Here is a 22533-nt window from a genome sequence, read left to right as displayed (position 1 = left end):
ATGACCGGGGCCGTCTTCTCCCGGGCCGCCGGCCGCGACCTCCCGGTCGTTGCCGGCGGCAACGGGGCGGAGCTGTTCGACACCGCCGGGCGCCGCTACCTGGACGGCGCCGGCGGTGCGATCGTGGTCGGGATCGGGCACGGCTCGGCGGAGGTCGCCGACGCGATCGCCGCGCAGGCCCGTCAGGTCGCCTACGCGCACGGGACGGCGTTCACCTCGGCGAGCCTGGTCGAGTACGCCGAAGCGCTCGGCCCGCTGCTCCCGGTCGACGACCCGTACCTCTACCCGGTCTCGGGTGGCAGCGAGGCCGTGGAGACCGCGCTCAAGCTGGCCCGCGCGTACCACCTGGCCCGCGGTGAGGACCGCTCGGTGGTGATCGGGCGGACGGGCGCCTACCACGGCAACACCCGCGGCGCCCTGGACGTCTCCGGCCGGGCCGGGTTGCGTGCGCCGTACCAGCCGTGGCTGGGGTCGGCGGTGCACACGACGTCGCCGTACGAGTACCGCTGCCCGTTCCCGGAGAGTCATCCCGCCGGTTGCGGCGCGCGGCACGCGGAGGAGCTCGAACGGACGATCAGCGCTCACGGCCCGGACACCGTGGCCGCCTTCATCGCCGAGCCGATCGCCGGCGCGGCGCTCGGGGCCTGCGTCCCGCCGGACGACTACTGGCCGGCGATCACGGCGGTCTGCCGGAAGTACGGCGTGCTGGTGATCGCGGACGAGGTGATGACCGGGTTCGGGCGGACCGGGCGATGGTTCGGCTGTGACCACTGGGGCGTGCGGCCGGATCTGCTCGTCGCGGCCAAGGGTGCGGCGTCGGGGTACTGGCCGCTCGGGCTGACGGTCTGCAGTGGCGAGGTGCACGACACGGTGCAGGCCGGTGGGTTCGTGCACGGCTACACCTATTCGCATCACGTGGTCGGCGCCGCTGCCGGGCTCGCCGTACTCCGAATCCTGCAGCGGGAGCGGCTGGTCGAGGCTTCGGCCGAGCGTGGGGCCCAACTCGCGGCCGAGCTGCGCGCGGAGCTCGGCGGGCATCCGTCGGTCGGCGACATCCGCGGTCGCGGTCTGCTCCAGGCGATCGAGCTGGTCGCGCCGCCCGAAGCGGGAACGCCGGGGAGAGCGCTCTCTGGCGATCTCGCGCCGTTCCCACGGAGCGCCCGCGTCGCCGAGCGCGTCGTCGCCGCGGCCAAGGAGCGCGGCGTCCTGCTCTACCACTCGACCGGATGCGCCGACGGGACGAACGGCGACCTGCTCGTCCTCGGCCCGCCGCTCGTCATCACACCGGCTCAGGTCAGCGAGCTGGCCCGGAGCTGTGCCGCCGCCATCCGCGAGGTCCTGGATAACTGAGATTCAAGGTAAGATTTCTTCAGCTTTCCGGTGGCTGCCGGAAAGCGCGACATGTCACGACCCGACGTGTGAGGGGAAGCCGGTCGAAACCCGGCGCTGACCCGCAACCGTAGGCGGAGAGCATTCTCCGCGAGCCGGAATGCCTCACCGACGGGCCTGCGAACTCCACCACCCGTCGTGGTCTGCGGGCGGAGTCCGGGCGGCGCCCGCCGGTTGCAACCCAACCGCATGCCGACCCCCTGGGCGACGCGCGCAGCCACCCGCCCGAAGCCAGGTCCCATGCGCGCCAACCGCCCAGCCCCGCCCAGCCCAGTCCGACGTGTCCGGCCGGCGCTCGCATTCGTCGCGGCCCTGCTGCTGGTGGTTCCTGTTCTCCTCCCATCCACCGCGAGCGCGGCGCCGGCGAGCCGGCAGGCCTCGACGGAGGCGACTTCGGCCGCGGCGTGGCTGAGTGCGCAGCTGGTGGACGGGGCGATTCCCGGGTTCTCGGGGCCGGACTGGGGGCTCACGATCGACACGCAGTGGGCGCTGATCGCGGCCGAGGCCGACCCGAAGGTGATCGCGCAGGTGGTCGGCGCGATTGCGGCGCACGTACCGGACTACGCGGGCCCGAGCTGGTACCCGAACGAGGACGCCCGGATCGCCGGCGCGACCGCGAAGGTCCTGCTCGCCGCGGTGACCGCGGGGAAGGACTACCGCAAGTTCGGCGGCCGCAACATGCGGACCGAGACCCTCAACCTGATCGCGGGCCCGGACGCGGGTGTCGAGGAGGGCCGGATCCGCGACCAGGAGACCGGGAACGACGACTCGAACATCTTCAGCCAGTCGCTCGCGGTGATGGGCCTCGCGCGCGCGGGCGGCGTCCCGCAGAACGCGGTCGACTTCCTGATCCGCCAGCAGTGCTCGGCGGGTTACTTCCGGATGTTCTACAACGACAAGCTGACCTGTGACGAGGGCCAGGGCGCGCCCGACGGCGACGGGACGGCGATGGCCGTGCAGGCGCTGATGACCGCGCAGAACTTCGGGATGGGCGGGGTCGACGACGAGATCCGCAAGGGGCTCGCCTGGCTCAAGTCCGTCCAGCAGGAGGACGGCTCGTTCGGCGGCGGCGTCTCCACCGAGGGCTCGAACTCCAACAGCACCGGCCTGATCGCGCAGACCCTGGCCGCCGGCAGCGAGTACGAGGCGTACCGCCAGGCCGAGGGCTGGATGATCCGCCACCAGCTGACCGCGGCGAACGCGGGCAACACGCCCGCCGCCCCACACGTCGGCGCGATCGCCTACAACTCCGAGTCGCTCGGCCTGGCGCTGCGCGACGGCATCGACATCGGGATCGACCAGTGGCGCCGCGCCACCCCGCAAGCGATCTTCGCGTTCGCGCCGGTCCCGTTCGCCGACCTCGCCTGGACCGACCCGAACCCGCCGTCCCCCACCCCGACGCCGACCGTCACGATCACCGCGACGGCGACGGCGACGGCGACGGCCACCGCGACCACGACCGTCACGCAGCCCGGCCCCACGATCACCAAGCCCGGCCCCACGACCACCAAACCCGGCCCGACCGTCACGAAGACCAACACCCTGCGCCCGCCGCCCCTCCCGCGGGCGACCGTGACGCAGCGGCGGATCGTCGTCACCCAGGTCACCGCACCGCCGCTCCCCCGCGCCACGACGACCGTCACCAACAACATCCCTGGCCCGGCGTCCACGACCACCGTCTCGGCGACCCCACCGCCGGCCACGGTGACCGCGACGCAGTCGCCACCGACCGTCGGCCAGGCCAGAACCGCTGAATCCACCGTCGCCTACCTGCAAGGCAAGCTGATCGGCGGGAACCACATCGAAGTCGACCGCAACGGCTCCCGGTACGTCGACTACGACGCGACCGTGAACCTCGGCCTGGCGTTCCGGCAGTCCGAGAAGCAGATCGGCACCCTGGGTGCGATCTCGGCGCTGATGGCGCAGCCGGACGCGATCGCGGCGTACGCGTACGGCGTCCCGTACGACCAGCCCGACGCCCGGTACGCCGGCCCACTGGCGAAGCTGGTGCTGCTGTTCGCGCTCGGCACGAAGGATGCCGCTGGCAACGAGTTGGCCAATCAGCTGGCCGCTCGGATCCAGGGCGACGGGCGGATCACCGACCAGACCAAGTCGGGTGACCAGTCGAACCTGATCAGCCAGTCGTACGGCGTCCTCGCACTGCTTGCCGCAGGCAAACAAGATGAGGCCAAGCGGGCGATGGAGGCGCTGCTGCGGCAGCAGTGCGGCGACGGGTCGTTCCCCGCACAGTTCGGGCCGGCTGAGCAGAAGTGCCAGACCGGTGACATCGCGAGTACGGCGATCGCCGTCCAGGCGCTGAACGCGGTCCGGCCGGGCTCGACCGAGGCGCTGGCGCCGGTGGGCAGTCTGCGGGCCGCGCTGAAGGCGCTCACCGATCGGCAGGACGGCGACGGGGTTTGGAAGGGCGGCTGGCAGCAGAACGGTCAGCCCGACGTCCCCGCCACGGCCGCAGCCGCCATTGCGCTGCAGTCGGCGGGCCTCGATGCGTCGTCCACCTCGTCCCGGCTGCTCGGGTCGATCACCCCGGACGGCGGTCTGCCCATCAGCCCGGCTGCAGGCGCGAGCGACGTCCCGGCGAGTATCGCGGCGCTGCCCGCCATGCTCGGCGGCTCGCTCGTCACCGCGGACACCACGGTCCTGGCTCGGGCGACGAACACGCCGTTCGAATCCACCGACGTCAAACCCCAGGCGGCGATCACGTCCGGCGACGACATCCCTTGGGCGTTGTTCGCCATCCTCGCCCTCGCGCTGGTCGCGGCGGGCGCGGTAGCCGGCTGGCTCATCACGCGCCCGCGGAGCGCGGCCCGATGAACCGCCGCCAGGTCACACCGCGGCGCGACCGCTCATCGCGGCCCCGCCGGCACTGGCTGGTCCGGGGCGCGGCGTTCGTGCTCGGGCTGGGGCTGGTGGGGGCGCCGCTGACGGCGAGTGCGGTCGATCCTTCGCGCGGTACGCCGGGGTTCTGCCCGACCGAGGAAGGGGTGACGGTCGTCATCGACTTCGGCAAACTCGGCGGGACGGCGATCGTCCGCTGCGCGCCTGGGCCGGTCGGCCCGGGGTTCACCGGGCACTCGGCGCTCGTCGACGCGGGGATTCAGCTCCAGGGCACGCGGCGCTGGGGTGAGGCCTTCATCTGCCGGCTGGAGAACCGGCCCGCGCCGGACGAGGTCATCCCGATCAAGGGGCGGGAGAAGTACAAGGAGCCGTGTATCGACACGCCGCCGGCGGCCGGCTACTGGTCGTACTGGTGGGCCGCGAACGGCGGGCAGTGGCAGTACTCGCAGTGGGGTGTGAAGAACCGGAACGCGATCCGCGGCGGGTTCGAGGGCTGGTCGTTCTCGCTGAACGCCACCGCCGAGACCAACCCCAAGCCCCGGATCACTCCGCGCCGCCCGAACAGCGCGCCCCAGCCCACCAACACGATCCCGACCCAGGGCCCGAGCGGCAACAACCCCAACGAGCAGCAGCAGCCCAACAACAACCCGGGCAACCCAGGCGACCAGGGCAGCCTCCCCGGGGACACCATCACCACCATCCCCGGCAACAGCCGCCCGACCTACCCCAGCGGCTCGTCCGGCGGCCCGACCCAGAACGGCGCCACGAATCAGCCCAGCTGGCCGGGCCGACCCAGCACCCCCGGCCAACCCGCGCCGACCAGCTCCAACGGTGTCCCACAGCCCGGCGCACCCACCACCCTCCCACCCGGCCTGCCCCGCGACGGTCTGCTCCCCGGCGGTGAGCAACCGGGAGCCCCGCGGCCAGGTGACGGCGACACACCGACTCCAGGCTCCAATGGGGACATCGCCTGGTCCGGCGGCGAGCCGAGTGGCAGCAGCCAGAATGTGCCGAAGGGAGTGCCGGTGTCGACGATGCTGACCGGGTTCGCGGTGCTGATTCTGCTCGGGGGTGCGGTGATCACGGCGCAGTACCGGCAGGCGCGGCGCTCGTGACGGCGTACTGGCTGCCGCGGAACCTGCATCCGGCGGCATGGTGGCTGTGGGCGCTCGGCCTGGCGACGGCCGCGAGCCGGACGACGAACCCGATGCTGCTGGCGCTGATCCTGTCGGTGGTGATCTTCGTGGTGATCAACCGGCGTTCGGACGCGCCCTGGGCGGTGGCCTTCCGGCTGTACCTGTCGCTCGGTGCGTTCATCGTCGTCATGCGCGTCGTCTACCGGATCATCTTCGGCGGCGGCGAAGGGGACCAGATCCTGTTCACACTGCCCGAGATCCCCTTGCCTGCTTGGGCTGCCGGGATCCGGCTGTTCGGTCAGGTCACCCTGGAGTCGCTGCTCGGCGGCGCGTACGACGGGCTCCGCCTCGCGACCATGCTGATCTGCGTCGGCGCGGCCAACGCGCTCGCCAACCCCAAACGGCTGCTCAAGTCGGTCCCGTCCGCGCTCTACGAAGCCGGCTCGGCGGTCGTCGTCGCGGTCTCGGTCTTCCCGCAGCTCGCCGAGAGCGTCGTCCGGGTCGGCCGCGCGCGGCGCCTGCGCGGCAGCACCGAACGCGGCATCCGGGCGTTCCGCGCGGTCGCGATCCCCGTCCTCGAAGACGCGCTCGACCGCTCGCTTCGCCTCGCCGCCGCGATGGACAGCCGCGGCTACGGCCGCTCCGGCGCGCTGACCGGCGGCGCCCGCGCGGTCACCGGCGCCCTGCTCGTCACCGGCCTGATCGGCATCTGCGTCGGCGTGTACGGCGTCCTCGACGGCACGACCCCGCGCTACCTGGCAGGCCCGATGCTCGCCATCGGCGTCGCGATCGCCGCCACCGGGATGTACTCGGCCGGCCGCCGCGTGCACCGGACCATGTACCGCCCTGACCATTGGCGGCTCGCCGAACTCGTGGCCGCCGGCTGCGGGATCGTGGCCGCGATCGTCCTGTTCCGCAGCAGCTCGGTCGACCCGGCGAACCTCAACCCGTCGCTCCGGCCGTTGGCCTGGCCCGAGGTCGACCTGCTGCCCGCGGTCGGCGTACTGATCGCACTGCTGCCCGCCTGGCTGGTACCGCCGGCCGCCAACGACCTCGAGGAGGCCGGCCGGTGATCCGGTTCGACAACGTCAGCGTCACCTATCCCGGGGCCGCGAGTCCGGTCCTCGATCGGATCGACCTGACCATCGGCGAAGGTGAGCTGTGCCTGCTCACCGGACGTACCGGAACCGGCAAGTCGACCATGCTCGGCGCCGTCAACGGTCTCGTCCCGCACTTCACCGGCGGCCACCTGGACGGCGAGGTCACGGTCGACGGGATCGCCACCAGCAGCCGCCCGCCGCGCGAGTTCGCCCATCTGGTCGGGGTCGTCGGCCAGGACCCGCTGGCCGGCTTCGTCACCGACACCGTCGAAGAAGAGCTTGCCTACGGCATGGAACAGCTCGCCGTCCCGCCGGCGACGATGCGTAAACGGGTCGAGGAGACGCTGGATCTGCTGGGCATCGCGGAGTTGCGCCGCCGTCCACTGCGGACGCTGTCCGGCGGTCAGCAGCAGCGCGTCGCGATCGGTTCGGTTCTGACGAGCCACCCGCGGGTGCTGGTGCTCGACGAGCCGACGTCGGCGCTCGACCCGACGGCAGCCGAGGATGTGCTGGCCGCGATCACCCGGCTCGTCCACGATCTCGGTGTGACCGTGCTGATGGCCGAGCACCGGATGGAGCGCGTCGTCCAGTACGCCGATCGCCTGATCCACCTCCCCGGGGACGGCAGCGCCCAGGCGGGCGAACCGGCCGAGATCCTGCGGACGTCGTCCATCGCACCGCCCATCGTCGAGCTCGGTCGGCTGGCCGGCTGGTCCCCGCTCCCGCTGTCGGTCCGCGATGCGCGGCGCGTCGCGGGGCCGCTGCGTGAACTGCTCGACGGACGTACGCCGTCGTCCGAGCCGGCGGCCGTTGGCGAACGGTTGCTCACGGCCCGCAAGGTCGTCGTCCGGTACGGCGAGGTGGTGGCGGTCCGCGGTGTCGACCTCGACCTGCATCGCGGTGCGGTGACCGCGATGATGGGCCGCAACGGCTCCGGGAAGTCCTCGCTGTTGTGGGGTCTGCACGGCGCCGGGCCGCGGCAGGGCGGGACGGTCGATGTCGACGGCAACGATCCGAAGCGGTTGTCGCGCAGTGAGTCGCGCAAGCTGGTCGGGCTGGTCCCGCAGACGCCTAGCGATCTGCTGTACCGCGAGTCGGTGGCCGATGAGTGTGCCGGGGCCGACCGTGAGTCCGGCGCGGCGCCTGGCACCTGCCGCGCGCTGCTGGACCGGATCGTCCCGGGTCTCCCGGATGACCGTCATCCTCGGGATCTGTCCGAAGGGCAGCGGCTCTCGCTGGCGCTCGCCGTCCAGCTCACCGCCGCGCCGCGCATCGTCCTGCTCGACGAACCCACGCGCGGTCTCGACTACGCCGCCAAGGCCCGGCTCCGCGCGATCGTCCGGACCCTCGCCGCCGAAGGCCGCACCATCGTCGTCGCCACCCACGACGTCGAGTTCGTCGCCGCGACCGCCGACCGCGTCGTCGTGATGGCCGAAGGCGAGATCGTCGCCGACGGCACCACGACCGAGGTGGTCAGCGCCTCCCCCGCCTTCGCACCCCAGGTCGCCAAGATCCTCGCCCCCTCCCCCTGGCTCACCGTCGACGCCGTCCGGGACGCCCTCACCCCCACGGAGGCGAACCGATGACCCCTTCCACAGTTGTCGATCCAGGCGCCGTGCGGGTCGGCGCGCGGTCCGCGATTGTGCTGACTCTGGCGACGGTGGCCGGGTTGATGATGTTCATCTGGCCGTTGCTCGTACAGGTCGAGCCGTCGCCCTCTCAGCACGGGACCGACGCGCCGTTCATCTTCATCGTGATCCTGCCGGTGCTGGTAATGGTGGTGATCGCGGAGCTGTCCGAGGGCGGGATGGACTCGAAGGCGCTGGCCATCCTCGGCGTCCTCTCCGCGGTCAACGCGGCACTCCGGCCGACGCTGGGCGCGGGGACGGCGGGGATCGAGTCGGTCTTCTTCCTGCTCGTTCTGGCCGGGCGGGTGTTCGGCCCCGGCTTCGGCTTCCTGCTCGGGTGTACGTCGCTGTTCGCGTCCGCCCTGCTGACCGCGGGCGTCGGGCCGTGGCTGCCGTTCCAGATGATCTGCTCGGCCTGGATCGGCCTGGGCGCGGGCCTGCTGCCGCGCCGGATCCGCGGCAAGGGCGAGATCGCGATGCTCGTCGCGTACGGCATCTTCGTCGCCTACGCCTTCGGCTTCCTGATGAACCTGTGGTTCTGGCCGTTCATCACAAACGCCGAGGTCCCGTACCACGACGGCGGTATCAGCTACGTCCCCGGCGCCCCGGTCCTCGACAACCTGCACCGGTTCGCGATCTTCACCCTGCTCACCTCGACCGGCGGCTGGGACACCGGCCGCGCGATCACCAACACCGTCGCGATCCTGCTACTCGGCCCCGCCGTCCTCGCCGTCCTCCGCCGTACGGCGCACCGCGCCTCCTTCGGCGTCAAAGGCACCTTCGGCAGGCCGGCCCCCGCCAAGGAGCCGGCCCACCGACGTACCTAAGGCCGAACCGGCGCCACCCGCGGCGGCGGGTTCGTCGTCGGCCCCGCGTTCTGCGAGAACGACCAGCCCTCAAAACTCCCCAGTGGTGGCTTCCGCGCGGTCGCCCCGGACTGGCTGTACGTCCACGAGCCGCCGTTCGGCGCATGCCAGTACGACCAGTACGCACTGGCCGGCGGCGTGTTCTTACACGGCTCCGCAGCCGGCGTCGGCTGCCCGTTGATCCGGCAGATGAACGCCTTACCCCACCGATCCGTTCCCGTCACCACGAACCCGGCATTCTCCAGCGCCGCCAGCCCCGTCGCCTGATCCCCCGGCGCACACCGGATCTCAGTAGCAAACCCGAGCCCCTGATAATCAACCACCACCGTCACGCCATTCGCGTTCGGGCAGTACCCCGCCGTCCCCAGCCGCTGCGGCGCCGCGCTGGCACCCCCCGCCGGCGCAACGAGCACCGTAGCCACCACCGCCAACGCAGCAGCCAACAACCGCATTCTCTTCATCAATCCCCCTGATCCTTGTGGGCGAACAAGCACCCACCCAAGGTACCGACTCCCGCACCACCCCGCACCGTTGTCTTGATCACGCAGCATTCGTTGCCGCTAGCAACTTTTTGCCTTGCCCTCTCTACAGCATGATCCGATCCCTGGCGCCGCGTCCAGCTCTTGCGCGGGATCGGAAAACTTGGCCGCCGGGCACCGGTGACACTCAGTATCGAGGCATCCTCGAAACCGAGTGCGTCTGGAGGTCGCCGCATGCGCTGCACCCGGGGGACGTTTCTTCTTACCCTGTTGATGATTCTGGCTGGTTGCGCAACCGGGCCGCCGGCCGCCGGGCCGCTGACCGAGATCGAGACCAGCCGCTTGTACGACGCAGAGCAGCTGCTGGTTCGCGAGTGCGTCGAGCGGGCCGGCTTCAAGTACTGGCCGGTCGCACGCAGTTCGGCCGCGGAACACCGCAAGTTCCCGTACGGCGTCGAGGACGTCGACTGGGCCCGGCGGCACGGCTACGGGATCGCGCTCGAAGCGAAGTCCCGTGCCCGCGACGCACAGCATCCGAACCGGAAGTACTTCAGCTCGCTGGCACCTGATCAGCAGGAGAAGTACCTCAGCACGGTCAACGGCCCGACGCCGGTCGGGCTGACCGCGCAAGACGTCGACGGCCGCCTGGTCACCCATAGCGACCAGGGCTGTGATGCCGAGGCACAGCGGGCGTTGTACGGCGATCTGCCCGGCTGGTACCGGGCGATCAAGCTCACCAACGGCCTGCCGCGCGCTCGCGCCCTCCAGGTCCTCAAAGCCGAGTCGTTCCAGCCGCTCGTGGCCGCCTGGTCCCGCTGTATGAAGAGCCGCGGGTTCGACTTCATCGCGCCAGTGGAGTCGGCCCGGTTGATGCGGCACCGCACCGGCCTCGCACCGGCCGAAGAGATCAGGACCGCCATCGCGGAAGCCGAATGCCTGCACACCTCCGGCCTGGCCGCGGCCGCCCAGACGGCCGACCGGCGGGTCGCCGACGAACAGCGCCGGCAGTACAAATCCGAGCTGGACACCAAGTTGCGCCTCCAGCGTGCAGCTCTGCCGACTGCGCTCAAGGTCCTCGAGCGCGGCTGAGCGCACCGCCACCGAACCGCGTGGCCGTCCGGTCACGCTGACGACCAACACCCGAGATGGAGTACTCATGCGAGTTCTGACGACAACAATCGCGATGACCGGCCTCCTCGCCGCGGCCACCGCCGGAACGACGTCCGCCGTCGCCGGCCCGCCGCCGGTCCCGGCCCCCTCCGAACGTCACGCCGCAGCCCCCGACGGCTTCGTCTACGCCTGGGATCTGCCGGGCGGCCGGGGTGCGACCTGCCGGTGGAGCGGAGCAGACCGCGACTGGGGCGACTGCACCAGCCACGGAACCGAGAACAGCATGCTCAACCGGGCATCAGACCTGTGGAACAACGGCGTACACGCGGAGTACGAGAACGTCGACTTCCACTGGGGCAAGGACCAGGGCGGCGCCTGGGCCTGCCTGAGCCGCGGCGACTCCTGGCCCAACCTCACCACCGGCGGCCAGACGTTCAGCCACTACTACCCGTGGTCCGCCGGTAAGAACGAGCGGATCGACAACAACATCGCGTCCCACCGCTGGAGCAACGACGCCTGCTGATCCTCCCGCCGTCAGGAGGCACTTCAACCCGCCTCCTGACGGCCCAGCACGACCACCTGCCTGGCCGCGCCCTCAGCGCGAGTCGTCGGCCTGCAACGCGTCGCCGGTCGTCGAGACGTAGACGACCAGCAGTTTCGCGTCTTCGCTCGTGCTCGCGTTGGCCGCGATCACGTGGTGTGCGCCTGGCTCCTCGTACCAGTACTCGCCCGGTTGGTACGTCGTCGCGGGCGGGAAGTCGACGACCTGCGAGGTGAACGTCTTGCCGGCAGCGTTCGGAAGCGCTCGCTGCAACAGGATCTTCGCGTGCGGGGGCGATGCTGCGGCAGTACTCGTCGCCGCGACCGGTGTGCTGTCGGTGGCAGAACTGCAGGCAGCTACCCCGGCCAGGGCGACGATGGCCAACAGGCCGCCAACGACGGGCGTCCTCGACTTACCCCCGAGGAACAGCCGGTCGATGCTCAAGGCAAAGGTTTTGACGGGGGCCAGGGCTAGGAGGAGGGCGGCGCCGGCGGCGGCGAAGACGGAGTAGCTGAAGGGGGCCGGCCAGCCTAGGAAGAGGCCCATGGAGAGGCCGAAGACGAGCAGGAGGGCTACTGAGGCCAGGGCGGACCAGCGGACGAGGATGCCTAGGAGGAGCGTCAGGCCGAGGACCATTTCGGCGGCGGTTGAGGCCCAAGCGGCGGCGTCTTGGAGGGTGTTGGGGACGTAGGGCGAGAGGGTGTGGGTGTAGGCGGTGTAGGCCGGGAAGTTGCCCCAGCCAACGGCTTTGGTTCCTGGTGGGCCCCACCAGCCGAAGCGGTCGGCGACGGAGGAGAGGAAGCCGGCCGCCAGGGCGAGCCGGACGAGGACGGTCGCGATCGACCAGGCTCGTTCCTGGTGGGCGAAGTCCTGCCAGGACAGCGTTTCCTTCAGTTGCCGGGTGGTTCGCATCAGCTCTCCCTGCTCGGTCCGCGACACGGCTCCGAGGCTAGGCCGGGATCGGCTGCGAGCCTGGGTCCACTTGGGCGCCGGTCCTGGGAACCACTTCGAGAGGCCTGGCGAAAGCGGCCGGGATCGTCCAGGCTGTCGCGCGGATCTGCACCAAAAAGGCCACAAAACAAGGGAGTTCGTCATGACTGCACCTGCGGCGCTGATCACCGGCGGTACGAGCGGGATCGGCAGCGCGACCGCGGTGGCGTTACACGATCGCGGGTACCGGGTTGCGGTGACCGGGCAACGATCGGAGAGTGTCGCCCGGGCCCGCGCCGAGCTTCCGGACGAGGTCGTCGTCCTGCGGTCCGACTCCAGCAGGCTCAGCGATACCGACGCGGTGATCGCCGAGGTCCGGGAACGGTTCGGGACGCTGACGACGTTGTGCCTGAACGCGGGCGTCAGCCGGCCGGCGACGCTGGAGGCGGCCGACGAGGCCACGTTCGACGAGGTGTTCGCCGTCAACACCAAGGGCGCGTTCTTCACGCTGGCCAAGGCGCTGCCGCTGCTGACGGACGGCGCCTCGGTCGTGATCACCACCGGCATCGGCGCGACCCGCGGCCTGACCGGGAACAGCGTCACCGCCGGATCCCGCGGCGCGCTGCTGACGATGATCCCGACCCTGGCCCTGGAGCTCGCCCCACGCCGGATCCGGATCAACGCCGTCAGCCCGGGCTACACCAGGACGCCGATGCTGCGGGCCACCCCCGGCCGGAGCTCAGCGGAGACCGAGGAACTGCTGACCGCGATGGCGGCGCAGAACCCGTTCGGTCGCCTGGGCCGGCCCGAGGACGTCGCCGAGACCATCGCGTTCCTGGCGTCGGACGGCGCCGCGTACATCACCGGTCAGGAGATCGTCGTCGCGGGCGGGGCCGGCCTGGCCGTCTGAACCGGTCCCCGGCCCGGCTGCTCGATCGGGCCGCCGCCGGTTCCGTATCGTCGTCCGGCATGAGCGAACAATCGTCCGGCGGTCTCCGGGCGTCCGGTCTGGACCTCCACCTGGGCCAGATCGGGCGCAACATGCGCGCCGGGCTGATGGACGCCTTCCGGGAGGCGATCCGCACCGGCCGGCTGGCCCCGGGCACGCGGCTGCCGTCGAGCCGGGCGCTGGCCGACGACCTCGGGCTGGGCCGGAACACCGTCGTCCGGGTCTACTCGGAGTTGGTCAACGAAGGCTGGCTCCTGGCCCGGCACGGTTCGGGTACCGAGGTCGCGCAGCGGTCGGCGGAACAACCGACCGAGCGGGTACGGCCGCGGCCGCCGGTCGCGGCGCCGCAACTGATGCACAACCTGCGGCCCGGTTGGCCGGATCTGTCGTCCTTCCCGCGCGAGGAGTGGGTCCGCTCGGTGCGCCGGACGGTCACCACAGCCCCATTCGAAGCGTTCGGGTACGCCGACCCGCACGGCCACCCCGAGCTGCGCGACGTCATCGCCCGCTACCTGGCTCGCGCTCGCGGACTGCGCGCCCGGGCCCACAACGTCGTCGTCTGCAGCGGCGCCGCGGAAGGCCTTCGGCTGGTCGCCGCCGTACTCGCCAAAGCAGGTGTGACCAGAGTCGCGGTCGAAGAATTCGGCCTGCAGACGCAGCGCGAGACCTTGCAGAAGGCCGGCATCGACGCCATCCCGCTCCCGGTGGACGCCGATGGCGCCGACCTCGCCAGGTTGGACGCCGATCCGACGCCAGGAGCCGTCCTCCTGACGCCGTCGCATCAGTTCCCGCTGGGCTTCGCGCTTCAGTCCGACCGACGGGCAGCCGTCGTGGACTGGGCACGACGGCGCGGCGCGCTGATCATCGAGGACGACTACGACGGCGAGTTCCGCTACGACCGGTCGCCGGTGGGCGCGTTGCAGGGACTGGACGACGATCACGTGATCTACCTGGGCACCGCGAGCAAGTCCCTCGCGCCCGGGCTCCGCCTCGGCTGGCTCGTCGTCCCCGATCATCTGGTCGAGCCGACCCTTGCCGAGAAGGGATGGGCGGAGGAGACGGTCGGATTCGTCAACCAGCTGGCCATGACCGACTTCGTCGAGTCAGGAGCATACGACCGGCACATTCGCGCGATGCGGACGCAGTACCGGCGCCGCCGCCTCCAACTGGTCGACGCGCTCGCCCGGCACGCGCCGTCCGCGCAAGTAGTCGGCATGGCGGCCGGACTGCACATCGTCGTCGAGCACTCGCGCCGGAGCGGTGCCGAGCTTGTCGGCCGCGCCGCTCGGGAACAGCTGACGGTCGAGCCGCTCGACTTCTTCCGGCATCCCGGGGCCACCTCGGGGCGCGACGGCGTGGTCATCGGGTTCGCCACGCCGTCCACCAGCGCCTGGTCGGGCGCCTTGGCCGCGCTGGCTCGCGCACTCGGCTGACCACCGAAGTGGTTCCCGTTCCCGGCGGGCAAGTGGACCCAGGATTGGGGCCGGTTCGGGGTTAGCGTCGTCGCAGTCCACTGATTTCGGGAAGGTGCGGGATGAAGGCGATTGTGGTGGCCGACCAGGCCGCGGGGACGGCTGGGATGACGCTGGGCGAGCGGCCCCGGCCCGAGGCTGCGGGGAACGACGTACTGGTCGAGGTGCATGCGTCCGGGTTCACTCCGGGCGAGCTGGACTGGGACACGACCTGGACCGACCGGCTCGGCCGGGAGCGGACGCCGTCCATCCCCGGGCACGAGCTGGCCGGGATCGTCGCCGAGCTCGGATACGGTACGCGCGGCCTGACCGTCGGCCAGCGGGTGTTCGGCCTGGCCGACTGGACCCGCGACGGAACGTTGGCGGAGTACACGGTCGTCGAAGCGCGCAACCTGGCGCCGCTGCCCGGTGACGTCGACTTCACCGTAGGCGCCAGCCTGCCGATCTCGGGTCTGACCGCCTGGCAGGGCTTGTTCGTCCACGGTCGCCTCGACGTCGGGCAGAGCGTTCTGGTGCACGGCGCTGCCGGTGGAGTCGGGTCGATGGTGACCCAGCTCGCGCGGGCCGCCGGCGCGTACGTCGTCGGCACCGGCCGGGCCGCGGACCGCGCGGCCGCACTCGACCTCGGCGCCCACGAGTTCCTCGACCTGCAGAACGACTCCCTGACCGAGGTCGGCCAGGTGGACCTGGTGTTCGACATCTTCGGCGGCGAGATCCAGAAACAGTCCGTGGACCTGGTCCGCGCGGGCGGCGCCCTGATCACCATTGCCGGCCCACCCGAGGCGCGCCCCGCCGACGCCCTCGCCATCGACTTCGTCGTCGAAGCCGACCGCACCCAGCTCACCGAGCTCGCCCAACGCGTCCGCGACGGCCGCCTCCGCACCCTGATCGGCACCGTAGCCACCCTCGACAACGCCGTCGCCGCCTTCAACCCCACCCAACGCCCCAAGGGCAAGACGATCATCCAGGTCCGCCCGTAACCGATGCCCGCCAACTCCCCTCCGCCCGACGGATCCCTCGTGCCTGAACTTGACGGTCTGCGGGCCGAGATCAGGAAGCACCCGTCGAACGCGTGGGCTACCGACTGCGGCTATGAGCCGATCTACACGGCGTCGCCGGGTGCGAAGGTCGTGCTGATCGGTCAGGCGCCGGGCAAGCAGGCCCAAGAGAGCCGGGTCCCGTGGAACGACGCGAGCGGAATCAAGCTGCGCGAGTGGCTCGCCGTCACCGATGACGAGTTCTACGACCCGGACCGGATCGCGCTGCTACCGATGGATTTCTACTACCCGGGCAAGGGCTCCCACGGCGACCTGCCGCCACGGCCCGGCTTCGCCCCGCTCTGGCACCCAAGGCTGTTGCGCCTGATGCCCGAGCTCCGTCTCACTGTTCTGATCGGCAACTACGCCCAGCAGCACTACCTCGGCTCCGGTGCCAAGAAGAACCTCACCGAGACCGTCCGCGCCCACCGCGACTACGCCCCGACCCGAATCCCCTTGGTCCATCCGTCACCGCTCAACTTCAGATGGCACGCCAAGAACCCCTGGTTCGCGACGGACGTCGTCCCAGCCCTGCAAGCCCTCGTCGCGGCCGCGATCCGCGGCGGCGACGGAGAAGGAGACAACTGATGAAGGCGATCGTCGCATCGGACGAAGCTGCGGGAGCCGCCGGTCTGCGGCTGACCGAGCGCCCGGAGCCCGGGCCGGCCATCAACGACGTCCTCGTCGAAGTTCGTGCGTCGGGCTGGGTCTCGACGGAACTGGAATGGCCGTCGACCTGGGTCGACCGGGCCGGTCGCGACCGCACTCATTCGATCCCTGGGCACGAGTTGGCCGGAGTGGTGGCGGCGCTCGGCTACGGTACGGCGGGGCTCGCGGTCGGGCAGCGGGTGTTCGGGCTTGCCGACTGGCACCGGGACGGTTCCTTGGCGGAGTACGTCGCGATCGAGGCGCGCAATGTCGCGCCGCTGCCGGACGAGGTCGACTTCGTGGTCGGCGCAAGTCTGCCGATCTCCGGGCTGACGGCCTGGCAAGGGTTGTTCGAGCACGGTCGTCTGCAGGCGGGCCAGACCGTCCTAGCGCACGGCGCAGCGGGCGCAGTCGGAACGATGGTGACACAGCTGGCCCGCGAGGCCGGCGCGCACGTCATCGGCACCGGACGTACCGCGGACCGGGCGAAGGTAATCGAGTACGGCGCCCACGAGTTCGTCGATCTGCAGAACGATGCCCTGACCGACGTCGGCCCGGTGGATCTGGTCTTCGACGTCATCGGCGGCGACATCCAGCAGCAGTCCGCAGCCCTGATCAAGGCCGGCGGATCACTCGTGTCGATCGTCGGCCGGCTGGAGGCCCACCCCGCCGAGGTCCGTGCGGTCGACTTCGTCGTCGAGGCCGACCGCGTTCAACTCGGCGAACTCGCGCAGCGCGTCCAGGACGGAAGACTGCGGGCGAATATCGGGACGACCACGACACTCGACGACACGATCGCCGCTCTCACCTCGACCGAGCGATCCAGGGGTAAGACCGTCGTCCGGATCGGGGCCTGATCAGAGCTGGGTCTGGAGTTTGCGCATGGTGAGGATCTCCTTGGTCTGGGTGATGTTGACCTCCTGCGCGAGCTCGTTGACCCGTAGGTCGCTGCCGCTCTCGACGGCCGTGTAGCCCATCGCGACGGCGCCTTCGTGGTGCTTGATCATCAGCTCCAGGAAGAGCTTGTCGAAGGCGGCGCCGCTCGCCTTCTCGAGGTCGGCGAGCTGGGCCGGGGAGGCCATGCCGGGCATCCCGACGTGGTCGGCGTGGTGGGACTGCGATAGGTCGGGCGGCTGCTGGCCGCGCTCGGTCAGCAGCACACGCATCGCGTTGATCTCCGGCTTCTGCCCGACCCGGATCCGCTCGGCCAGCGACTTGACCGACGCGTTGGTCGCGCGCGTCCTGGCCAGCTCGGTCATCTGCACCGCCTGCTGGTGGTGGACCATCATGTCCCGCAGGAACTTGACGTCGTCGGGATCGACCGTCGCCTGACTCGTCGGCACGGCGGTGACGGTCCGGTTCGGGCCGCCGGGGGTTCCCGGCACGATGATCGGCGCGGACGGCAGCACGGTCGCCGGTCCACTGGGTGAGACATTGCCGGTTGTGGCATCGCCACTGCCCGAACAGGCAGCCAGGCCTGCCACCAGGCAAATCACCGCGATGCTGGGGAAAACCTTCAAGGCTGTCTACTCCTCGTGGTCAATTGGCTACCGAAACCCTATCCGGCGGACATACGCTGCTCCCAGCCAATTCCATCGGAGGTACGCAGGAATGCGCATGCGCCGCCCACGCACGCTAGTCCGTCTTGTCCTGACGACCGGTCTGGTCGCGTCCCTCGCGACCGCCGCCGCCGGCGCCTCGGCAGCCGATCCGGCCCCGGAGACCGGCGCGACCAAGAGCGACAACATCACCCATCTCGCCAGCGTGCCGATGACCGGCCCGCTGGCCGGCAGTGTGAACACCGATATCGCCTTCGCCGGCAAGAAGGCGTACGTCGGCAACTACAACGGCTTCCAGATCTACGACATCGCGAACCCGGCCAAGCCGACGCTGATCAGCCAGGTGCACTGCCCCGGCAGCCAGAACGACGTCAGCGTGTACGCCGGTCTGCTCTTCCTCTCGACCGACTCGTCGCGCAGCGACAGCTCCTGCCAGAGCGTGCCGCAGTCGGCGACGATCAAGGAGTCGTGGGAGGGCATCAAGATCTTCGACGTCCGGGACCCGGCCAACCCGAAGTACATCGCCGCCGTCGAGACGCACTGCGGTTCGCACACCCACACCCTGGTGCCGGACAAGCGCGGCAAGTCGGTGTACGTCTACAACTCGTCGTACTTCCCGCGCGACACCTTCCCGGACTGCCTGCCCCCGGGTGACAAGATCGACATCGTCAAGGTGCCGCTGAAGGAGCCGGCCAAGGCCGCGGTGGTCGCCTCGCCGGTGCTGTTCCCGGACGGCGGCTTCCCCGGCAGCCCGACCGGTACGGCGACCAGCGGCTGCCACGACATCACCGCCTTCCCGTCGAAGAACATCGCCGCCGCGGCGTGTATGGGTGACGGCGTCCTGCTGGACATCTCGAAACCCGAGGCCCCGAAGGTGATCGACCGGGTCCAGGACGCGGCGAACTTCGCCTTCTGGCACGGCGCGACCTTCAACGGCAACGGCACCAAGGTCGTCTTCCAGGACGAGCTCGGCGGCGGCGGTGGCGCGGAGTGCACCCCGGAGGTCGGCCCGAACAAGGGCGCCACGGCGATCTTCGACATCAAGAAGCGCAAGCTCGTCTTCCAGAGCTACTACAAGATCGCCCGGCACCAGCTCGACACCGAGAACTGCGTGGCCCACAACGGCTCGCTGATCCCGGTGCCCGGCCGCGACATCGTCGTCCAGGCCTGGTACCAGGGCGGTTTCTCGGTCTGGGACTTCACCGACTCCAAGCGGCCCAAGGAGATCGGGTTCTTCGACCGGCCCGCGATCGAGCCGGAGAGCTTCGGCGGGTACTGGTCGGTCTACTACTACAACGGCGCGATCTACGGCACCGAATCGGTGAAGGCGTTCGACGTCTTCAAGATCAAGGACCGGCGCACGGACCTGGCCAACCTGGTCAAGCTGAAGGAGCTGAACGTCCAGACCCAGCCCGCGCTCTGGCGCTGACGAACGCTGCCCTGGCCCTCATGCGGGCCAGGGCAGCACGTTCAGGGCCGGACGACCGGCGCGATCGTCTTGTTCTGGGCGCCTTCGTAGGCGGCCAGCAGGATGCCGAGGACGGCGATCCCTTCGGCCTCGGTGTGCAGCGGGCGGGTCCGGTTCAGCAGCGAGTCGGCGAAGTGGCCGATCTCGGCGGCGAAGGTGTCGACCGGTTCGAAGTCCAGGGTTTCGGATTCACCGGAGCGCAGGGTGTAGGTCAGCGACGTACCGTCGCTGTGCAGTGAGCCCAGCTCGCCGACGGCGGAGAAGCGTTCGGTGGAGCCGGCCGGTTGGTAGGCCCAGCTGGTGACCAGTTGGCCGACGACGCCGTTGTCGAAGCGGATCAGCACCTGAGCGGAGTCCTCGCCCTCCATGAACTTCAGGCGGTGGGTGGACAGCATCGCGGTCGCCTCGACCGGGAGGCCGCCGGCGAGGTGCAGCATCAGGTAGGTCGGGTGGTAGCCGGTGTCGATCAGCTCGCCGCCGCCGCTCGTCTTGCTGCTGGCTCGCCAGCCCATCGAGCTCGGGTCGAAGTCGTTGTAGAACGAGTCCGTCGTCCGGACCTCGTAGACCGTGCCGATGGCGCCGGCCTCGAGTAGCTCCTTGGCTTTGGCGACGGCCGGCATGAAGAGCTGGTTGTGCGCCGACATCAGCGTGACGCCGTTCGCCTCGACCGCACGCCGGACGTCGCCGGCCTCCTCCGCGGTCAGGCAGAGCGGCTTCTCGCAGAGGATGTGCTTACCGGCCTCGGCGGCCGCGATGATCGCGTCGCGGTGCAGGTGGTGCGGCAGGCAGATGTCGACCGCGTCCAGCTCTTCGCGGGCGAGCATCTCGCGATAATCCGTGTACGCCGTCGCGCCGAGCTCGGCCTCGCGGGCCTTCGCCGTCGCCTCGACGGCGTCCGCCACCGCGGTGATACCGATCTTGTCGGCATGGACCTGGTAACCCTTGATGTGCGCGGACGCGATCCCGCCGGCGCCGATCAGGCCGACCTTGATCTGGGGCATGGGGATTCTCCTCAGCGGTTGTAGGCAACGACCTGGTTGGTGGTGGCGGCTTCGTTCGCGGCGACGACGAGCCGGGTCAGCTCCAGCGCGCGGCTGATGTTCTCGTCGGCGCGGGTGCCGTTGACGATGTGCTCGACCCACTGGCCGAACGGGTCGAGGCTGTGCCCGGGGACCGGCAGCTCCTCGTCGCCGACCTTGAGCACATTGCCCGCATCGGAGTACGTCAGCGTGCCGTCGGTGCCGAAGATCTCGATCGTGAACGGGTTCGGGCTGGCGAAACCGGCCTCGATGACGCCGATCGTCTGGTTCGGGTAGCCGACCACGACGACCGCGTTGTCCTCCAGCCCGCGCCCGGCGATCGACCGGTACGTCGCACTGACCGTCTCGGCCTCGGCGCCGAGGAAGAGCTGCGTCAGGTAGACCGGGTGGCAGCCGAGGTCGGTGAGCGCGCCGCCGATCGCGGCCCGCTCGTCGAAGAAGCGCTGCGGGAGCCAGCCCTCGGCGTTGCCGTCGCGGGCGATCGCGCCGTCGTGTGAGAGCCGGACGCGCGCGTAGGTCACCTGTCCGAGGCGGCCGCTGTCGAGCACCTCGCGAATCGCCTGGGTGTAGCCGTGGGCCAGCCGCGGTAACGAGACCGTGAGTTTGACACCGTTGTCGTCAGTGGCGGCGATGATCTCCTCGGCTTCGGCGACGGTCGGCGCGAGCACCTTCTCGGTGAAGATGTGCTTACCGGCCCGGGCCGCCTTGACCATGATGTCGCGGTGGACGTCGGTCCCCGTGGTGATCACGACGCCGTCGACATCACTCGCGAGCAGGGCGTCCAGATCGCTGGTGTACTCGACGCCGAAGGACTCCGCGCCGGCCTTGCCGCGCGCCTCGTCGTCGTCCCAGACGGCGACCAGCTCGGTGCCGGGATGTTCTTGCGCCTGCCGCGAGTAGTCGCCCGCGTGGACGTGCCAGAAACTCAGGGTCGCGATCTTCAGTGGATTCGGCATCGGATCCTCCTGCCTGCGGTCGTCCCGGCTCACCAGTGCCGGCCGCGCACCACGGTACAACGTTGTCATGGGGGTTTGGGAAGACCTGCGGCGCGCCATTTCGCCCACCGGACCGGGTGATGGCGTACCTATAGTTATCCGGGACTCCAGTGATAAGTGAGGCGCAATGAGCGAGGCATTGGCGGGCGGGGATCTGCAGCGGCTGCGGCAGCTGAACGCCGTCGCCGTACTGCGGATCCTGCGCGGCGACCAGCCGCTGACGCTGACCGAGCTGGCCAAACGAACCGGCCTGTCGCGGGCCTCGACCGAGGACGTCGTCCGCGATCTGCTCGGCCGCGGCTGGGTCAGCGAGGTGGAGCCGGCCCCGGGCACGGTCGGCCGACCGGCCCGGCGCTACCGGTTCCGCGCGGACGCCGGGCGGCTGCTCGGCGTCGACGTCGGCGGGCACAAGGTGCTCGCGGCGGTCACCGATCTCGAAGGCGACGTGTTGCACCAAACCCGGGTCCCGGTTGCGCCGGACGCCGGACGCCGGCAGCGGCTGGCCGCGATCGACGACTGCATCACGGCCGCGCTCTCCGGCGCCGGCGTGACCGCCGAGCAGATCTGGTCGACCGGCGTCGCGACCACCGGGCTGGTCGACGGCACCGGCAAGGTCATGCTGTCGGACTCGCTGCCCGAGTGGACCGGCGTCGACCTCACCGCCCATCTGCGCCGGCTGGTGAACAGCCCGATCCGGGTCGAGAACGACTGCAAACTGGCTGCTTTGGCCGAGAACTGGCGTGGCGTCGCCCGCTACGCCAAGGACGTCGTGTTCCTGCTCGCCGGGCTGCGGACCGGCGCCGGGCTGATCATCGACGGCAAGCTGCACCGCGGTTTCGCCAACTCCGCCGGTGAGATCGGCGCGCTGCCCGCGGCCGGCTGGGAGCGCGCCCCCGAGCATCTGCACGGCTGGCTGACGCCCGGGGCCGAGGTCGAGCAGGTGTTTCTCGCCGCCCGGGACGGCGATCGCGCGGCCCAACGCGCCGTCCGCGGGTACGTCCGCGATATCGCGATCGGTACGTCGGCGCTCGTACTCACGCTCGACCCGGAGCTGGTGGTGATCGGCGGCGGCTTCTCCCGATCGGCCGATGTGATGGTCGAGCCGCTGCGCCGCGAGCTGGACCGGTGGTGCCTGCGGACACCGGAGATCCGGGTCTCGGCGTTCGCGGACGAGGGGGTCGCGCTCGGCGCCGTCCGGCTGGCCCTCGAGCAGGTCGAGTCGACGCTCTACGGAAACTCCCCCGCGACGCCCGCACTGTTCGCCGCCCACCGCCGATAGTGATCGATTCTGCTCGAAACCAGGCCGCTGTGAACTCTTGACATAATTTCC

20 protein-coding genes and 1 riboswitch are annotated in these 22533 nt (G+C 70.4%); of the genes, 15 read left to right on the top strand and 5 right to left on the bottom strand.

Annotation, left to right across the window (positions count from 1 at the left end):
* The 6 genes from HPO96_RS08320 (at window position 1) to HPO96_RS08295 (ending at window position 8936) form a co-directional block, all read left to right on the top strand.
* Window positions 1–1350, top strand: a complete 1350-nt coding sequence (locus HPO96_RS08320; protein ID WP_171672637.1) for an aminotransferase family protein — start codon at window positions 1–3, stop codon at window positions 1348–1350.
* Between the two features lie 14 nt (window positions 1351–1364).
* A riboswitch (cobalamin riboswitch) is annotated at window positions 1365–1513 on the top strand.
* 197 nt (window positions 1514–1710) lie between these two features.
* Complete coding sequence (locus HPO96_RS08315; RefSeq protein ID WP_171672635.1) at window positions 1711–4221, top strand: prenyltransferase/squalene oxidase repeat-containing protein; 2511 nt, start codon at window positions 1711–1713, stop codon at window positions 4219–4221.
* On the top strand, window positions 4218–5360 hold the full coding sequence (locus HPO96_RS08310; RefSeq protein WP_171672633.1) for an ABC transporter substrate-binding protein: 1143 nt from the start codon (window positions 4218–4220) through the stop codon (window positions 5358–5360). Before HPO96_RS08315 ends, HPO96_RS08310 begins: the two co-directional genes overlap by 4 nt.
* Complete coding sequence (locus HPO96_RS08305) at window positions 5357–6454, top strand: energy-coupling factor transporter transmembrane protein EcfT (RefSeq protein WP_171672632.1); 1098 nt, start codon at window positions 5357–5359, stop codon at window positions 6452–6454. The genes HPO96_RS08310 and HPO96_RS08305 overlap by 4 nt, the downstream gene beginning before the upstream one ends.
* The gene (locus HPO96_RS08300) at window positions 6451–8067 is read left to right on the top strand and encodes an ATP-binding cassette domain-containing protein (RefSeq protein WP_171672630.1); all 1617 of its coding nucleotides are present in this window, start codon (window positions 6451–6453) and stop codon (window positions 8065–8067) included. The genes HPO96_RS08305 and HPO96_RS08300 overlap by 4 nt, the downstream gene beginning before the upstream one ends.
* Complete coding sequence (locus HPO96_RS08295) at window positions 8064–8936, top strand: ECF transporter S component (protein WP_171672628.1); 873 nt, start codon at window positions 8064–8066, stop codon at window positions 8934–8936. Before HPO96_RS08300 ends, HPO96_RS08295 begins: the two co-directional genes overlap by 4 nt.
* Here the strand turns inward: HPO96_RS08295 and HPO96_RS08290 are convergent.
* On the bottom strand, window positions 8933–9436 hold the full coding sequence (locus HPO96_RS08290) for a flagellar hook-length control protein FliK (RefSeq protein ID WP_171672627.1): 504 nt from the start codon (window positions 9434–9436) through the stop codon (window positions 8933–8935). The genes HPO96_RS08295 and HPO96_RS08290 overlap by 4 nt on opposite strands.
* A gap of 291 nt (window positions 9437–9727) precedes the next feature.
* Between HPO96_RS08290 and HPO96_RS08285 the strand changes: the two genes are divergently transcribed.
* Window positions 9728–10543 carry a hypothetical protein gene (locus HPO96_RS08285; RefSeq protein WP_171672625.1) on the top strand — a complete coding sequence of 272 codons (816 nt, stop codon included), beginning with the start codon at window positions 9728–9730 and terminating at the stop codon, window positions 10541–10543.
* A 67-nt stretch (window positions 10544–10610) separates the two neighbouring features.
* A complete protein-coding gene (locus HPO96_RS08280; protein ID WP_171672623.1) occupies window positions 10611–11087 on the top strand; it encodes a hypothetical protein in 477 nt (158 codons plus the stop codon).
* Between the two features lie 72 nt (window positions 11088–11159).
* On the opposite strand, the gene HPO96_RS37560 is transcribed toward HPO96_RS08280, so the two are convergent.
* On the bottom strand, window positions 11160–12017 hold the full coding sequence (locus tag HPO96_RS37560) for a cupin domain-containing protein (protein ID WP_202885759.1): 858 nt from the start codon (window positions 12015–12017) through the stop codon (window positions 11160–11162).
* A 181-nt stretch (window positions 12018–12198) separates the two neighbouring features.
* On the opposite strand from HPO96_RS37560, the gene HPO96_RS08265 reads away from it, so the two are divergent.
* The 5 genes from HPO96_RS08265 to HPO96_RS08245 all read left to right on the top strand — a co-directional run bounded on the left by HPO96_RS08265 (window position 12199) and on the right by HPO96_RS08245 (window position 16998).
* Window positions 12199–12945, top strand: coding sequence for an SDR family oxidoreductase (locus tag HPO96_RS08265; RefSeq protein WP_171672621.1), 747 nt, complete (start codon window positions 12199–12201; stop codon window positions 12943–12945).
* Between the two features lie 59 nt (window positions 12946–13004).
* On the top strand, window positions 13005–14417 hold the full coding sequence (gene pdxR, locus HPO96_RS08260; protein WP_171672620.1) for a MocR-like pyridoxine biosynthesis transcription factor PdxR: 1413 nt from the start codon (window positions 13005–13007) through the stop codon (window positions 14415–14417).
* A 101-nt stretch (window positions 14418–14518) separates the two neighbouring features.
* On the top strand, window positions 14519–15436 hold the full coding sequence (locus HPO96_RS08255) for an NADP-dependent oxidoreductase (protein WP_171672618.1): 918 nt from the start codon (window positions 14519–14521) through the stop codon (window positions 15434–15436).
* Between the two features lie 39 nt (window positions 15437–15475).
* The gene (locus HPO96_RS08250) at window positions 15476–16081 is read left to right on the top strand and encodes a uracil-DNA glycosylase family protein (RefSeq protein WP_337796556.1); all 606 of its coding nucleotides are present in this window, start codon (window positions 15476–15478) and stop codon (window positions 16079–16081) included.
* Complete coding sequence (locus HPO96_RS08245) at window positions 16081–16998, top strand: NADP-dependent oxidoreductase (protein ID WP_171672615.1); 918 nt, start codon at window positions 16081–16083, stop codon at window positions 16996–16998. Before HPO96_RS08250 ends, HPO96_RS08245 begins: the two co-directional genes overlap by 1 nt.
* Here the strand turns inward: HPO96_RS08245 and HPO96_RS08240 are convergent, their stop codons facing one another.
* The gene (locus HPO96_RS08240) at window positions 16999–17550 is read right to left on the bottom strand and encodes a DUF305 domain-containing protein (RefSeq protein WP_171672613.1); all 552 of its coding nucleotides are present in this window, start codon (window positions 17548–17550) and stop codon (window positions 16999–17001) included.
* Window positions 17551–17758: 208 nt separating this feature from the next.
* On the opposite strand from HPO96_RS08240, the gene HPO96_RS08235 reads away from it, so the two are divergent.
* Complete coding sequence (locus HPO96_RS08235) at window positions 17759–19129, top strand: LVIVD repeat-containing protein (protein WP_238354940.1); 1371 nt, start codon at window positions 17759–17761, stop codon at window positions 19127–19129.
* 41 nt (window positions 19130–19170) lie between these two features.
* Here HPO96_RS08235 and HPO96_RS08230 read toward each other — a convergent pair whose 3' ends face one another.
* Window positions 19171–20169 (bottom strand): Gfo/Idh/MocA family protein, encoded by a 999-nt coding sequence (locus HPO96_RS08230; RefSeq protein WP_171672610.1) that lies wholly within the window; start codon window positions 20167–20169, stop codon window positions 19171–19173.
* A gap of 11 nt (window positions 20170–20180) precedes the next feature.
* Complete coding sequence (locus HPO96_RS08225; protein ID WP_171672608.1) at window positions 20181–21164, bottom strand: Gfo/Idh/MocA family protein; 984 nt, start codon at window positions 21162–21164, stop codon at window positions 20181–20183.
* 166 nt (window positions 21165–21330) lie between these two features.
* Here HPO96_RS08225 and HPO96_RS08220 point away from each other — a divergent pair, with 166 nt between their 5' ends.
* A complete protein-coding gene (locus HPO96_RS08220) occupies window positions 21331–22482 on the top strand; it encodes an ROK family transcriptional regulator (protein ID WP_171672607.1) in 1152 nt (383 codons plus the stop codon).
* Window positions 22483–22533: the final 51 nt, after the last annotated feature.

The organism is Kribbella sandramycini (genome assembly GCF_013131805.1).
In the GTDB taxonomy this organism is placed as follows: domain Bacteria; phylum Actinomycetota; class Actinomycetes; order Propionibacteriales; family Kribbellaceae; genus Kribbella; species Kribbella sandramycini.
The sequence above is the reverse complement of the archived record's forward strand: the minus strand, read 5'-3'. Positions and strand labels throughout refer to the sequence as shown.

Coding starts and splice junctions, on each gene's coding strand:
- HPO96_RS08320 (WP_171672637.1), top strand. CDS start 1: ATGACCGGGGCCGTCTTCTCCCGGGCCGCCGGCCGCGACCTCCCGGTC.
- HPO96_RS08310 (WP_171672633.1), top strand. CDS start 4,218: ATGAACCGCCGCCAGGTCACACCGCGGCGCGACCGCTCATCGCGGCCC.
- HPO96_RS08295 (WP_171672628.1), top strand. CDS start 8,064: ATGACCCCTTCCACAGTTGTCGATCCAGGCGCCGTGCGGGTCGGCGCG.
- HPO96_RS08290 (WP_171672627.1), bottom strand. CDS start 9,436: ATGAAGAGAATGCGGTTGTTGGCTGCTGCGTTGGCGGTGGTGGCTACG.
- HPO96_RS08285 (WP_171672625.1), top strand. CDS start 9,728: ATGATTCTGGCTGGTTGCGCAACCGGGCCGCCGGCCGCCGGGCCGCTG.
- HPO96_RS08280 (WP_171672623.1), top strand. CDS start 10,611: ATGCGAGTTCTGACGACAACAATCGCGATGACCGGCCTCCTCGCCGCG.
- HPO96_RS37560 (WP_202885759.1), bottom strand. CDS start 12,017: ATGCGAACCACCCGGCAACTGAAGGAAACGCTGTCCTGGCAGGACTTC.
- HPO96_RS08265 (WP_171672621.1), top strand. CDS start 12,199: ATGACTGCACCTGCGGCGCTGATCACCGGCGGTACGAGCGGGATCGGC.
- pdxR (WP_171672620.1), top strand. CDS start 13,005: ATGAGCGAACAATCGTCCGGCGGTCTCCGGGCGTCCGGTCTGGACCTC.
- HPO96_RS08255 (WP_171672618.1), top strand. CDS start 14,519: ATGAAGGCGATTGTGGTGGCCGACCAGGCCGCGGGGACGGCTGGGATG.
- HPO96_RS08245 (WP_171672615.1), top strand. CDS start 16,081: ATGAAGGCGATCGTCGCATCGGACGAAGCTGCGGGAGCCGCCGGTCTG.
- HPO96_RS08235 (WP_238354940.1), top strand. CDS start 17,759: ATGCGCCGCCCACGCACGCTAGTCCGTCTTGTCCTGACGACCGGTCTG.
- HPO96_RS08230 (WP_171672610.1), bottom strand. CDS start 20,169: ATGCCCCAGATCAAGGTCGGCCTGATCGGCGCCGGCGGGATCGCGTCC.
- HPO96_RS08225 (WP_171672608.1), bottom strand. CDS start 21,164: ATGCCGAATCCACTGAAGATCGCGACCCTGAGTTTCTGGCACGTCCAC.
- HPO96_RS08220 (WP_171672607.1), top strand. CDS start 21,331: ATGAGCGAGGCATTGGCGGGCGGGGATCTGCAGCGGCTGCGGCAGCTG.